Below are 15,238 nucleotides of genomic sequence, written 5' to 3' on the forward strand. Positions count from 1 at the left end.
ACTTCCACTTTCTTATTGAGCTTTTTGCCACTAAACTGTATATATAGTAAAGTGCAGCAAAAATGAAGAAAAGTAATATCAGTAAAATCATCAAAATGTTCCTCTCCGCCCGCTTTCCATCTGAAACGGAAGAGAAAGTGCAGAAATGGATCATCAAAGATGAAAATCAGCAGGCGAAAGCTAAAGCCTCATTGGATTATTGGAATGAATTGGACATAGAAGCCGATTCAAGCACTTATGCTTCATTGGAACGGGTGAATTTAAGAACAGGATATAATAAGGAGCATCTGACCAACATAGCTTCTTACCAGAAGTTTGCCCGTGTCGCCGCCGTTATTGTTCCTTTATTTCTATTTGCGGGAGGGATGTTCTACTATCTTTCTCCTCACAACGAAATGATAGAAATATCCGTTGCCTACGGAGAACAGAAGCGCTTAATCTTGCCGGATAGTTCGGAAGTATGGTTGAACGCGGGAAGTAGCATTTTATACCCGGAAACTTTTGCCAAAGATAAACGCTTGGTCATGCTTGACGGTGAAGCTTATTTCTCTGTCAAAAAAGATACTGTAAGTCCTTTTATTGTAGAAACCTCCCAACTCTCTGTGAAAGTTCTTGGAACCAGGTTCAATGTGAAAGCCTATCCTAATGATGAGAAAATAACGACTACATTGACTAGCGGTAAGGTGGAAGTGAGTGTCCGGTCTCAACCTCCCCATATACTAAAGCCCGATGAGCAGCTTACATACGACAAAAAATCATCAGATATTCACATATCAGTGATAGATACGAATGATACAAATTGTTGGATGGCGGGAAAACTAGTATTTACCAATGCCAGCGCCGGAGAAATATTCCGAACCTTGGAAAGGCACTATAACACCACTATTGATAATACAGCAATTATCCCCGCATCCAAACGATATACGGTTAAGTTTCTGAAAGATGAAGGTCTGAATGAAATACTGAATATATTGAAAGATATCATCGGCTTTGATTATCAGCAATATGAAAAGAAAATAGTATTAACCCGACAATAAAAAGAAACAGCCTATGAATAAAAAGAACCGGGAAGCAGCTTGAGACCCTCTTCCCAGTTCTGAAATGTCTACCCTCATTCAACAAGTGACGTAAAATGAAGTATCAACATACAAATATAGAATAATGAATCGAATAAATACAAATAAACGGGCAGGTAAGCTCGCCATTTTTTTATTTTTTACTTTTCTATCTCTTACAACTATTGCACAGAATAAAGATAAAAAGATTACCATACAAAATAAAAATATCTCATTAAAAGAGGCTTTTGCACAAATTGAAACACAAACCGGATATAGCATCGCTTATGAACAATCGAACCTGAATATCGAAAAGAAGCACTCTTTATCATTCAAAAATGTAACCATTGACAAAGCTATGGCTCAACTATTGAAGGAAACCGGATATGTATATAAGATAAAAGGATATCATATTATTATTTCTTCGCAGGATAACAAGCAAAAGCCCGCCAACAATGATACACAAAAACTGACTCAAACCATAAGAGGAATCGTTGTTGACTCCAAAACCAATACGCCCATAGAATATGCCTCCGTCTGTATAGCAGAAGATCCCTCACGGGGAGGTTCGACTGACGGACGGGGAAATTTCCGGATTAATAATGTCCCGGTGGGTCGTTATAATATTCAGGCATCTTTTATGGGGTATCGCCCAAGTATCATCAGCGAAGTATCTGTCACTTCATCCAAAGAAGTATTTGTAGAGATTCCTATGGATGAGAATGTACAAGATTTGGCTGAAGTACTTGTCAAGCCGGAAATAAAAAAAGACCGGACTGTCAACCCAATGGCTATCACAGGAGGACGTATGATTAGTATTGAAGAAGCGTCCCGATTTGCCAATGGTTTTGACGATCCTGCACGGTTAAGTTCTGCATTTGCAGGTGTAGCAGGAGATGTCGGTACTAATGCGGTTGCCATCCGGGGAAATGCCCCGCAATTTACACAATGGAGACTGGAGGGAATTGAAATACCTAATCCTACTCACTTTGCTGATTTATCAGGCTTGGGAGGAGGATTCCTGTCCGCTTTGAGTACGCAAGTCATCGGCAACTCCGATTTCTACAACGGAGCTTTCCCGGCGGAATACAGTAATGCCCTATCAGGTGTTTTCGATATGCATTTGCGCAATGGTAACAATCAGAAGTACGAACACGCCTTTCAGGTCGGACTCATGGGCATAGATTTAGCTTCGGAAGGTCCTATCAATAAAAAACGGGGAAGTTCCTATCTGGTGAATTATCGCTTTTCTACTACTTCACTGGCATCGGGTAATGACATCAACCTGAAATATCAGGATTTAGCCTTCAAACTAAATTTTCCCACACGTAAAGCTGGAACCTTTTCGATCTGGGGATTAGGATTGATAGACAGAAATAAAGCAGATGTTTTGGAACGTTCCGAATGGGAAACGATGGGAGACCGGTCGTCGGGATATAATAAACTGGAAAAACTGGCAGGTGGCTTAGCGCACAAATATGTACTGGATGAAAATACTTATATCCGTTCTTCTCTATCCGCTACCTATTCCAAAGACCGTTCATTGGCGGACTTACATACCGACGACGCTATTATTAATGTAGCAGATATTCAGAATAGCAGATGGAATTTAGTATTCAATTCATATCTGAATAAGAAATTCAGTCCGAGGCATACCAACAGAACAGGGATTACCATTACGGAACTTAAATATGATCTTGATTACAAAGTCAGCCCTTATTTGGGATTAAACAAACCTATGGAACAAATATCGAAAGGCAGTGGAGAAAGTACAGTCCTCTCGGCATATAGTAGTTCTGTAATAAACTTGAGCAACAATCTGACAACCAGTTTAGGGGTTACCGGACAATATTTTACTTTAAACAAGAACTGGTCGATAGAACCGAGAGTTGCCCTTAAATGGAAAATAAATCCTGCACATTCTTTAGCAGCAGCTTACGGCTTGCATAGCCGCCGGGAAAGGCTCGACTATTACTTTGTTGAACAGATAATCAATGGTAAAAAGGAATCAAACCGGTACCTGGACTTCTCAAAGGCACATCATTTCGGATTCACTTATGACTGGAATATCAATCAGAGCCTACATCTGAAAATAGAACCCTATTATCAATACTTGTTCCACATACCGGTTGAGGAAAACTCCTCCTTTTCGATTATCAATTATGAAGAATTCTATTTAGACCGCATATTGACAAACACCGGAATAGCCAAAAACTATGGAATAGATATAACACTGGAACAATACATGAAAAACGGCTTCTACTATATGATTACAGCTTCATTATTCAAATCGAAATATAGGGGAGGAGACCGTATCTGGCGAAATACGAGACTGGATAAAAGTTTTTTAGTGAACCTGCTCGCCGGAAAAGAATGGATGGTTGGCAGACTCAAACAGAATGTATTAAGTGTAAACGGCCGTCTGTTCTTTCAGGGAGGAGGACGCTATACACCTGTGGATGAAGAAAAAAGTCAGGAAGAAAAAGACATCGTTTTTGACGAGAGCAAAGCATATACTAAACGATTCAATCCATCTATAAACGGTGATGTTTCGATCAGCTTCCGGATCAATAAGAAAAGAGTATCCCACGAGTTTTCTCTGAAAATACTGAATGTGGGTATGCGCACCGGAATGCATTTCTATCAATACAATGAAAGAACGAGTGTAGTAGAAGAAAAAGACGGAGCGGGTCTGATTCCGAACATCAGCTACAAAATTTATTTCTAAATAACTGAACAAGAAAAGGGTTTGTTCACACAATAGACTGACACCCAACAGGCAACTGCTTTCAGTAATTATGGTATAACAATCTGTAATATATATACTAACAAGCTCTCTGAATACCTGTATATTTGCTGCGTGAAATAATTTAGTTATGAATTATATGCGTATCATATTCAAGAAATTCAAAGCACGTATGATTGTAGGATGTATATTAGCTGTAATAGCATTGCTGGCGGTGTCAGTCATTGTTTTTATCAATCAAGCCAGTTTCGGCAGAACTCCCCGTGGGGAACGGCTGGAAAGAGTCATGAAATCTCCTAATTACAGAAACGGAGAATTTAAAAATCAGCATGAAACTCTATTGATGACTTCCGACAGGGGACGTTTTAGCGGAATCTGGGAGTTCATTTTCAGAAAGATAGACGGTTTGCGCCCCGAACAGGCTGTCAAAGCAATAAAAACAGATTTACGCAAGATTGGCCGTAATGAAGAAATATTGGTATGGTTCGGACATTCATCTTACCTGATTCAAACGGGAGGAAAGCGAATATTGGTTGACCCGGTATTTTGTATGGCTTCTCCCGTATCTTTTGTCAACAAGCCATTCAAAGGTACGGAACTTTATACACCGGATGATATGCCGGACATTGATTATCTCGTGATTAGTCACGATCATTGGGATCATTTGGATTACAACACAGTCAAAAAATTAAAAGACCGGATTGGAGCAGTGATTTGTCCGTTGGGTGTTGGCGAACATTTCGAATATTGGGGATTTGATAAAGAGCGTCTGATAGAACTTGACTGGAATGAAGACGCAAACCTCGCTCCGGGCTTTATGATACATTGTTTGCCTGCCCGTCATTTCTCCGGTCGCAGACTTACTGCCAACCAGTCACTTTGGGCTTCTTTCCTGCTAGAAGCTCCTTCACAAAAGATATACATTGGCGGAGACGGAGGATATGATACGCATTATGCAGAAATAGGCAACCGGTTCCCCGGCATCGACCTCGCAATTCTTGAAAACGGGCAATACAACGAAGAGTGGAGCTTAATTCATCTGATGCCCCAATATATGGCACAGACGGCCAGAGATTTAAAAGCGAAAAGAGTTCTGACCGTACATCATTCTAAATATGCGTTGGCCAAACATCGTTGGGATGAACCTCTCAAAAATGCAGAAGAGATGAAGAATAAAGATTCTCTGAATGTATTGATTCCGGAGATTGGAGAGGTCGTGGCATTAGAAAAATAGTGTTTTACCCAATCGGCTAAAGGTTTTCCCGTCTGTTATCAGTGAAATTGGTAAAACATTCTGTAATTTGTATAGTTGAAAAACAAATTTCCCTGATTAACTTTGCAAAGTTGAAATATAGATGGTTCAATCCTGACAGTTTTAGACATTTAGATATAACTACTATAAATTGAAAATTAATTAGTTTATGCTACGTACTATCAGACTTACAACCGCCATTGTGTGCTTTACACTTATTACCCTGCTCTTTCTCGACTTCACGGGTACATTGCACACATGGTTCGGATGGTTGGCGAAAATTCAATTTCTGCCGGCTTTATTAGCCTTGAACATAGGTGTCGTATTGTTTTTAGTTGTACTTACATTCCTGTTCGGACGTATCTACTGCTCTGTTATTTGTCCGTTGGGAGTGTTTCAGGACATTGTTTCGTGGGTATCCGGCAAACAAAAGAAAAACCGGTTCCGTTATTCACCAGCAATGAAATGGTTGCGGTATGGCGTTTTAGGAGTATTCATTATTATGATGGTTGCAGGATTGAACTCTTTGGCTATCTTGCTGGCACCGTATAGTGCTTATGGCCGGATAGCTTCCAGTCTTTTTGCACCGGTCTGGCAATGGGGAAACAACCTGTTGGCGTACTTCGCCGAACGAGTGGATAGTTATGCTTTTTATGAGGTAGATGTATGGATAAAGAGTCTTTCGACGATGCTGATTGCCATTGTTACCCTTGTTGTTCTTTTCATTCTGGCGTGGCGCAACGGACGAACCTATTGTAATACGATCTGCCCCGTAGGTACTGTATTAGGGTTTATATCCAAATATGCGATATTCAAACCGGTAATTGATACTTCCAAATGCAATAGTTGCGGTTTGTGTGCCCGCAATTGCAAAGCATCGTGTATTAATCCGAAAGCTCATGAAATAGATTATAGCCGTTGTGTGACTTGTATGGATTGCATCGGAAAGTGTAAGCATGGAGCCATTACATACACAAGACGGAAACCTAAGAACGAAACAGCTACGAGCGAAGATACGAAAGCAAAGTCTGTCACTACTGAACAGGTAGACAATGCCCGTCGTAGCTTCCTTTCAGCATCGGCCATTTTTGCAACAACTTCTGTACTGAAAGCACAAGAGAAAAAAGTAGACGGAGGATTGGCTACTATCGAAGATAAAAAGATTCCCCAAAGAGAAAATCCTATCTATCCTCCCGGTGCTTTAAGCGCACGCAATTTCACTCAACATTGCACAGCCTGCCAATTATGTGTCTCTGTTTGTCCCAACCAGGTATTGCGCCCATCGGACAACCTATTGACATTGATGCAACCGGAAATGTCATACGAACGTGGGTATTGCCGTCCCGAATGTACTAAATGTTCGGAAGTTTGTCCTGCCGGTGCTATTCATCTCACCAGTCTTGCCGAGAAATCAGCTATTCAGATCGGGCATGCCGTATGGATTAAAGAGAACTGTGTACCTTTGACAGATGGAATGGAATGTGGCAACTGTGCCCGCCATTGTCCGACAGGTGCCATACAGATGGTAGCTTCCGATCCTGAAAAAACAGATTCTCCAAAGATTCCGGTAGTAAATGTAGAAAAATGTATCGGTTGTGGGGCGTGTGAGAACCTTTGTCCGTCCCGTCCTTTCAGCGCTATTTATGTGACAGGACATCAGATGCATAGAATTATTTGATCTAAATCAGTATAAGATTATGGAAGATAAAAATAAGAAAGATATAAATAGAAGAGATTTCATTAAGATTGTAGGTATTAGTGCAGCCACGTCGACAGGGCTATTATACGGATGCTCTTCAAAAGGTACTTCCTCTTCAAGCAGCGCAACAGGAGAAGGAGAGGTGCCTACCGATAAAATGACTTACCGCACGTCTCCGACTACCGGTGACCGTGTTTCACTCTTGGGATATGGTTGTATGCGTTGGCCTCTCAAACCTGTTCCCAACGGTAATGGTGAAGTAATCGACCAGGATGCCGTGAATGGACTGATTGATTATGCAATCGCTCACGGAGTAAACTATTTCGATACATCTCCGGCATACGTACAGGGCTTTTCCGAAAAGGCAACGGGTATTGCATTGAGCCGTCATCCCCGTGACAAATATTATATCGCCACCAAGTTATCCAATTTCTCTCCCGATACATGGTCTCGTGAAGCATCGCTCAAGATGTACCACAAATCGTTTGCAGACCTGCAGGTAGATTACATTGATTATATGCTGCTTCACGGCATCGGCATGGGAGGAATGGAAGCCCTTAAAGGACGCTACCTGGATAACGGAATGCTTGACTTTCTAGTGAAAGAACGGGAGGCAGGACGTATCCGCAATTTGGGATTCTCCTATCACGGGGATATCGAAGTGTATGACTATCTGCTTTCACGGCACGATGAATTCAAGTGGGACTTCGTACAGATACAATTGAACTATGTAGACTGGAAACATGCCAAAGAAACCAATACCCGGAATACGGATGCTGAATATCTGTATGGAGAATTGCATAAACGAGGAATTCCATCTATCATCATGGAACCGCTTTTAGGAGGTCGTTTGTCTAAATTGAATGACAACCTGGTGGCACGGCTCAAACAACGCCGTCCGGAAAGTAGTGTCGCTTCCTGGGCTTTCCGTTTTGCCGGTTCATTTCCGGACATTCTGACTGTGTTAAGTGGTATGACTTATATGGAACATCTGCAAGATAATCTCCGCACTTATTCTCCTTTGGAACCGTTGACAGATGAAGAAAAAGAGTTTCTCGAAGAAACGGCACAATTAATGTTGAAATATCCAACGATCCCTTGCAACGACTGCAAATATTGTATGCCATGTCCGTATGGGTTGGATATACCTGCTGTGTTGTTACATTACAACCGTTGTGTCAATGAAGGGAATGTCCCCAGGAACGGGCAGGATGAGAATTATGCGAAAGCCCGGCGTGCTTTTCTAGTCGGATATGACCGTAGCGTGCCCAAACTTCGTCAGGCAAGCCATTGCATCGGTTGTAACCAGTGTGTGGCACACTGTCCGCAGAACATTGATATTCCGAAAGAGCTGCATCGGATAGATCAATTCGTAGAACAATTGAAACAAGGTACTTTATAAAAGAAAAGATGGAAGAATTAATCAATTTACTACATACGGGAGGATATTCCTGTACTATTGCCAACAAAGGAGAAATCCGTACTTTCACTCAACGCGGTGTGGCTGATATCTATGATTTACTGACCCAGGAACCGGAGTTTCTTAAAGGAGCCTCGATTGCTGATAAGGTGGTTGGAAAGGGAGCTGCCGCCCTGATGATTCTGGGAGGTATCAAAGAGTTATATACTGATATTATCAGTACCAAAGCTCTGGAGTTGCTTCAGAAATCAGATATAAAAGTTGGTTTTACAGAGAAAGTACCTTTTATCTGGAACCGTAACCATACAGGAGGATGTCCTGTAGAGACAATGTGCAGCGAAGTGGAATCAGCAGAAGAAATATTACCACTGATCCGCGATTTTCTGGAAAAGATCAGAAATAAGAAGTAAAAAGAAGAAACTTGAAACACGAAATAAAGTATGAAAAGAAATACAGCTTGTTTATTCCTGTTCGGTAGCTTGCTTTCCATCTCGGGAATGGCACAGACTAAAAAGGATAGTATACAGGCCGGAAGAAATTATATGATTGATGAAGTCGTAGTCACCGGAACACGTAATGAAACCGATGTGCGTCATCTTCCGATGACCATTTCCGTAGTCGGCAGGCAACAAATTGAGAAAAGATATGAGCCTTCTCTTTTGCCGTTGTTAACGGAGCAGGTACCGGGATTATTCACTACCAGTCGTGGCATCATGGGATATGGCGTATCTACCGGAGCTGCAGGTGGCATGAGCTTGCGTGGTATCGGTGGTAGTCCGACAGCGGGATTATTGGTACTGATTGACGGTCATCCCCAGTACATGGGGTTGATGGGACATCCGATAGCGGATGCTTATCAATCTATGATGGCAGAGAAAGTGGAAGTTTTACGTGGTCCTGCATCTGTACTTTATGGTTCGAATGCCATGGGTGGTGTGATTAATATTGTTACCCGTCGGCAACAGGAAGAAGGTGTGAAGACGAATATGCAAGTTGGGTACGGTTCATATAACACGTTGCAGACTGAATTTTCCAACCGTGTCAAGAAGGGACGTTTCAGTAGCGTCGTAACCGGATCATATAATCGTACAGATGGACATCGTCCCGATATGGGATTCGAGCAATATGGTGGATACGCAAAGTTAGGTTATGATATCAGTTCTTTCTGGAAAGTATGGGGAGATGTGAATGTAACCCATTTTAATGCTTCCAATCCGGGGACTATCCAAGTACCACTGATTGACAACGATTCTCGTATCACTCATGGAATGACATCGTTCGCTTTGGAAAATCATTATGAAAAGACTTCAGGAGGTTTGAGCTTTTTCTATAACTGGGGACGGCATAAAATCAATGATGGCTATCAGATAGGAAAAGAACCGCAAAAATCACATTTCAACTCTAAAGACAAAATGCTGGGTGTATCATGGTATCAGAGTGCCACTTTCTTTACCGGTAATCGTTTGACCGTAGGATTTGATTATCAACACTTCGGAGGTGAATCATGGAACAAAGTACTGGCTACGGGTGAACATACTCCGGGAGTAGACAAGCAAATGGATGAGTTTGCCGGATACGTTGATTTTCGTCAGGATATCAGCAGTTGGTTCTCACTGGACGCAGGTATTCGTGTAGACCACCATTCACACGTAGGTACAGAATGGATTCCACAAGGCGGACTGGCTTTTCATTTACCCAAGAATGCAGAACTTAAAGCAATGGTCAGCAAAGGATACCGTAATCCAACCATTCGTGAGATGTATATGTTTCCTCCTGCCAACCCGGAATTGAAACCGGAAAAACTAATCAACTATGAACTTTCCTATTCACAACGTCTGCTGGAAGGGGCATTGTCCTACGGAATCAGCCTTTACTATATCAATGGCGACAATCTGATTATGTCAAACGGACTCTTTCCTCCATTGAATATCAATTCCGGAGAGATAGAGAATTGGGGAGTTGAAACGAATATAGGCTACCACATCAATTCACACTGGAATGTGAACGCCAATTATAGCTGGTTGCACATGGAGAATCCCGTTCTTGCTGCCCCCGAACATAAATTGTATGCAGGGGCGGACTATACTTCCGGACGTTGGAGTATATCGACTGGAGTACAATATGTGAAAGGACTTTATACTTCTGTTGTAAAGGGTAGCGAGCAACAGGATCATTTTGTTTTATGGAATCTTCGTGGGAATTATCGTGTCTGCCGTTTCGCTAACCTCTTCATAAAAGAAGAGAACCTGCTGGCACAGCGTTATGAAATAAATGCAGGTTATCCCATGCCCAAAGCTACGTTTATGGGTGGTATTAATTTGAACTTTTAAATAATAAAATGATATGGAATCAACTACTGTAAAACTCTATTCGCTGAATTACGGCAATGTGAGAACTTATCTGGCAGCCTCGTTATTCATCGTTGGCAACATCCTTTTTCCCCAATTTTTTCATCTCATACCGCAAGGAGGAATAACCTGGCTGCCTATCTATTTCTTCACACTGATCGGAGCTTATAAGTACGGATGGAAAGTCGGTCTGCTGACTGCTGTTCTTTCCCCTATTATCAACTCCTCACTTTTTGGTATGCCGATGCCGGTGGTGCTGCCTGCTATTTTATTAAAGTCCGTATTGCTCGCCATTGCTGCCGGTTGGGCCGCACAACGTTTCGGACGTATCTCCATCCCGGTATTGGTTGGCGTAGTACTTACCTATCAAGTTGTAGGGACATTGGGAGAGTGGATGTATATAGGAAATTTCTACAATGCCATTCAGGATTTCCGCATTGGAATTCCCGGAATGTGCCTGCAAGTATTCGGAGGTTATTTATTCATTAGATATTTGATTCGCAAATAACTTCCTTATCAATAACCGCTTTTCCCTGAAAAGAGTTATAAGCCTTGAAAAAGAAAGTTCTCCTCTGTTATAGATACCCATAACAGAGGAGAACTTTTTTAAATACAACGTATCTATTCGCTTTTTATTTATCAATCTTCTTCGTCATCTTCCAGTTCAGCAGAGGGATTGCCTCCTTCTTTAGCATACCTGCTCGGACTCATCTTATAGTATTTTTTGAATACTTCCCGAAAATATTTAGTTTCAGAGAATCCAACCATGTCTGAAATCTCATTAATAGCATATTCACCCTCTTTCAATAACTCGGTAGCACGTTTCAAACGCATCCCCCGAATAAACTCTGTCGGAGACTGTCCCGTCAATGCTTTCAATTTACAATAGAAACTGGTACGGCTCATGCCACTTGATTCACAGAGCACATTAACGGAAAATTCAGGGTTGTTTATATTCTCATCCACGATTTTCTTTACATTTGATATAAACTTCCAATCGAGGCTGTTAGTACCGTTTGCAGATGGAACCATTGATTTCGCTTCTATATCCAGATTGGCATATCTCATGCGCAACAGTTCCCGGTTTGCCAACAGATTAGCGATATTCGCCCGTAATATTTTCACGCTGAAAGGTTTGATGAGATATTCGTCCGCACCAATCGACAGTCCATCCAGAATATTATTTTCTTCTCCCAAAGCAGTGAGCAACAACACAGGAATATGTGAAATTTCAATATCACTTTTGATAGCCACACACAATTCATCTCCCCGCATCTCTGGCATCATGATATCAGAAAGAACCAGTTCCGGCCAATATTCTTTGATAATAATCAATGCTTCCTTTCCGTTAGCGCAAGCTTGTACATTATATATAGAAGACAATGAACTGACCAGATAGGAGCGTAGCTCATCATTGTCTTCTACAACAAGAATCCGTCGTAAATTTGGATCATCTATCGTAGCGGTTGTCTTTGCCGGTACATTCGGAGCGGGCAGTACAGGAGCCAACGCCTCAAATTTAGAAGATGCTTCGTCACTGATACTTTGAGAAGTCTTATTCTTTTTCGGAAAAACAATTTTGATTGTCGTACCTTGATGTTCGACACTATCTACACTAATTTTACCTCCATGAAGGCTCACCAGTTTTCCTACCAACATTAATCCGATACCACTACCCGTCACTTTAGAGTTAATAGCATTGCTGGCACGGAAATGAAGCTTGAACAACTTACTTTGTTCACTGGCAGGAATACCTATACCTGTATCCTTGATTATCACTTTCCATGAATCATTCGTATCGGACACGGAAATGCTGACCTTTCCATTTTCCGGAGTATATTTTAGCGAGTTCGATATTATATTCTTCAAAATAGAATCCATCTTCTCCTTATCAAACGATACATTCATATAGCTGAAAGTACTCTCGTATGTATATTCAATACGCCTAATGGCAGCATAAGAAGAGAATGAATTATATATTTCATTCATATAGGTATTCAACTCATACTCGGAAACACTCATTTTAGAGGAATATACATCCGTTCGCTCAAAATTAATCAGATTGCTGACCAGTCGTAAAAGAACTTCCACATTCCTCAATGCAATGTTCGTACGAGTTATTCCATTGTCGGTAAGCGTCTCTTCTTCCAATAATTCCTCCAAAGGTGCTTTTATTAAAGTTAATGGAGTACGTATATCATGGGCCGTATTGATGAAGAACTGCGTTTTTTCATCAGATATATTCTTTTGTTTTCTTAGATTTATCACACGTAGAACAAAATAAAATCCCCCTATTACCAACAGAATATAACACAAGATAGCCCACCAACTCGACCAAAAAGGTTGCGTGATGATAATTTTCATAGCACGTTCCTGAAAAACAATGTCATGTTCTTCTCTGGATATAGCACGTACATGAAGAATATATCTACCTGGAGGCAAATTGGTAAAACGAATCAAATTATTTGCTCCCGGTTGAGTCCATTTCTCATAAAAGCCTTCTAATTTCCACGAATATAGTGCATTTCCGGGAGAATCATAATTGATTGTAGAAACTTCAAATGAAAACGTATTCTCATCATAAGCCAGCTCTAATACATCTGTCTCATCGATACTTTTCTGTAAAGGAGAATCCTTGACACCCGGATAAACAGGTTGATAAGACAGATGAAAGTCGCTAAATACCAATCTGGAGAACTTATAATCCGGGAATTTCACATTCATCGGAAGTTCAATTGCTCCATCCGTACTACCGAATACAAAGTTTTTATTTTTACGCACCGTTCCTGCCGCTGCGTTAAAGTATGCAGGCAACAAGCCTTCTCCTCTAGTCCAATTACGAAATATCTTTTCTTTAGTATGAAAACAGGTTATTCCGTTCTCTGTACTCATCATTATACGTCCATCTACTTCCGGCAATATTGTAAATATTCTATTTGAAACTAAAGCAGAATTATCAGAAAAATAATGTTCGAAAGTCTTATCTTGAGGATTATAGATAAATACTCCCATACCATTTGTCCCGATATATAACAACCCATTATCTGCCTGATAAAGCGTATTAATATAAGTGATTCCTATCTCCATTTCAATATACTGATATTCACCAGTATTTCGATTCAATAAATACAAGCCAGCAGCAGTTCCGATCCACATATTATCTTTGTCTTTTTCAACAATTGATGTTATGGAATTCAGTCCCGGATATAGACGTGCACTGTTAGTCTCCAAATCAAAACATTTTAGATTATAATAGCCTCCCGACCAGATATGTCCTCTTGAATCTTTAACTATATCACGAATATATTTATCCGGACGCATATTGACGTGAGAAAGAAGGTAAGGAGAGAAGTATTCAACTGATAGCGTTTCTTTATTTATTTTATAAATGCCGGAAGTATATCCTCCTGCCCATATAATGCCAGGAGCCACTTCACATAAAGTAATAAATATATGATTCTTGTCCTTTAGTTGATGATTAAAAGAGCTTAGAAATGAATGCCACTGACCTGTTTTTGAATTATAAAGACTAATACCATTACTAGTTCCAAACCACAGATCACCTTCATGATCTTCGATAACCGCTTGTACCTGATCATTGATTAATGACTGTGCATTACCCATAGCATGTTTCATCCAATGATAATTTTCATAGCGATTATCAATCACTGTAATTCCTGTTGGATAATTAGCAAGCCATATCCGCTTTTCTTCATCTACAAAAACATCATTGATATTATTTCCATTCATTTCATTATAACTCTGATAATTAGCAATAATGTAATCTTCCAGTTCACAGGTATTTACGTTAACTTTATACACCCCCATTCCTTCCGTTGCAATCAGTAACTCTGTTTCATTCAATGGGCTGATACGAGCTATGTTTACATCACTAAGATCAGCGTCCGGACGTATAATTTCCTGTGTATTCATATCGTACACAAAAACTCCTCTTTCAAATGAACCAATGAACAATCTTTTTAATTGCCGATGAAAATACAGTTCACTCACCTGTGCATGAAAATAGTCCAGTGTTTCAACAGGCATGGTCTCTAAAATACCATTCTCCAGTTTGACATATCGTACGCCCGTCTCCGTTGCTATAAAGAAATGGTGCTCATCTACTTGTTCTATTGCCGTAATACTACTATGCAATACATTGGGAAATCGAACTATATGAGCATCTTTAATATTATACAGCAATACAGTATCTTTACGACATATCCAGATATTATCATTGCGATCCAGATAACCACAACTTATTGCTTCAGAGGTATCCGGTAATTTATATACCATTTTGAAATCGTCTCTGTCGGCTTCGTATTGAAAGACTCGTCCTTGTTTGCCAACCACCCATATACCGATATGTGGTTCTGTATATAACCATCCCAAACGTATGGGAGCATCCAAAATAGTGCCTTCTTTATTTAATTTATAGTGTTTTATATCTTTACCGTTGTATCGGTCCATCCCTTCATTTGTAAGAAACCACATATAGCCCTGAGCATCTTTCTGAATATTGAATATCCGGCGATTGCTCAAGCCATCTTCTATTCCTATATATTTGTATGTTTGTGCTGTAACCCAAACAGGAAAAAAGAGAAGAATATATACAATGTATTTCATATAAATAGTTGTTTTTTAAACTACTTCTAACGATCATATAAACATAACAGTTAACGAAACTAGACAAAAACAATGACAAATGCAAAGAAATA

9 protein-coding genes are annotated in these 15,238 nt (G+C 40.4%); 8 read left to right on the forward strand and 1 reads right to left on the reverse strand.

Annotation, left to right across the window (positions count from 1 at the left end; genetic code table 11):
- Positions 1-62 precede the first annotated feature (62 nt).
- The 8 genes from N5O98_RS02000 to N5O98_RS02035 all read left to right on the forward strand — a co-directional run bounded on the left by N5O98_RS02000 (position 63) and on the right by N5O98_RS02035 (position 11,028).
- Entirely contained in the window at positions 63-1,037 is a 975-nt protein-coding gene (locus N5O98_RS02000; protein WP_118160938.1) for a FecR family protein, read from the forward strand.
- Between the two features lie 124 nt (positions 1,038-1,161).
- Positions 1,162-3,783 (forward strand): carboxypeptidase-like regulatory domain-containing protein, encoded by a 2,622-nt coding sequence (locus tag N5O98_RS02005; protein WP_009039583.1) that lies wholly within the window; start codon positions 1,162-1,164, stop codon positions 3,781-3,783.
- 148 nt (positions 3,784-3,931) lie between these two features.
- Complete coding sequence (locus N5O98_RS02010; protein WP_004318262.1) at positions 3,932-5,035, forward strand: MBL fold metallo-hydrolase; 1,104 nt, start codon at positions 3,932-3,934, stop codon at positions 5,033-5,035.
- A 187-nt stretch (positions 5,036-5,222) separates the two neighbouring features.
- Positions 5,223-6,731, forward strand: a complete 1,509-nt coding sequence (locus N5O98_RS02015) for a 4Fe-4S binding protein (RefSeq protein ID WP_022198943.1) — start codon at positions 5,223-5,225, stop codon at positions 6,729-6,731.
- Positions 6,732-6,750: 19 nt separating this feature from the next.
- A complete protein-coding gene (locus N5O98_RS02020) occupies positions 6,751-8,154 on the forward strand; it encodes an aldo/keto reductase (protein ID WP_008775686.1) in 1,404 nt (467 codons plus the stop codon).
- 8 nt (positions 8,155-8,162) lie between these two features.
- Positions 8,163-8,582: a DUF1893 domain-containing protein gene (locus N5O98_RS02025; protein WP_004306090.1), complete on the forward strand. Its 420-nt coding sequence runs from the start codon at positions 8,163-8,165 to the stop codon at positions 8,580-8,582.
- Positions 8,583-8,612: 30 nt separating this feature from the next.
- Positions 8,613-10,502 (forward strand): TonB-dependent receptor, encoded by a 1,890-nt coding sequence (locus tag N5O98_RS02030; RefSeq protein WP_195664312.1) that lies wholly within the window; start codon positions 8,613-8,615, stop codon positions 10,500-10,502.
- 13 nt (positions 10,503-10,515) lie between these two features.
- Entirely contained in the window at positions 10,516-11,028 is a 513-nt protein-coding gene (locus tag N5O98_RS02035) for a hypothetical protein (protein WP_004296005.1), read from the forward strand.
- 131 nt (positions 11,029-11,159) lie between these two features.
- Here the strand turns inward: N5O98_RS02035 and N5O98_RS02040 are convergent, their stop codons facing one another.
- Entirely contained in the window at positions 11,160-15,146 is a 3,987-nt protein-coding gene (locus tag N5O98_RS02040; RefSeq protein ID WP_008775682.1) for a hybrid sensor histidine kinase/response regulator transcription factor, read from the reverse strand.
- Between the last annotated feature and the right edge of the window lie 92 nt (positions 15,147-15,238).

It is taken from the genome of Bacteroides sp. LFL-34, assembly GCF_027257075.1.
GTDB lineage: Bacteria > Bacteroidota > Bacteroidia > Bacteroidales > Bacteroidaceae > Bacteroides > Bacteroides ovatus.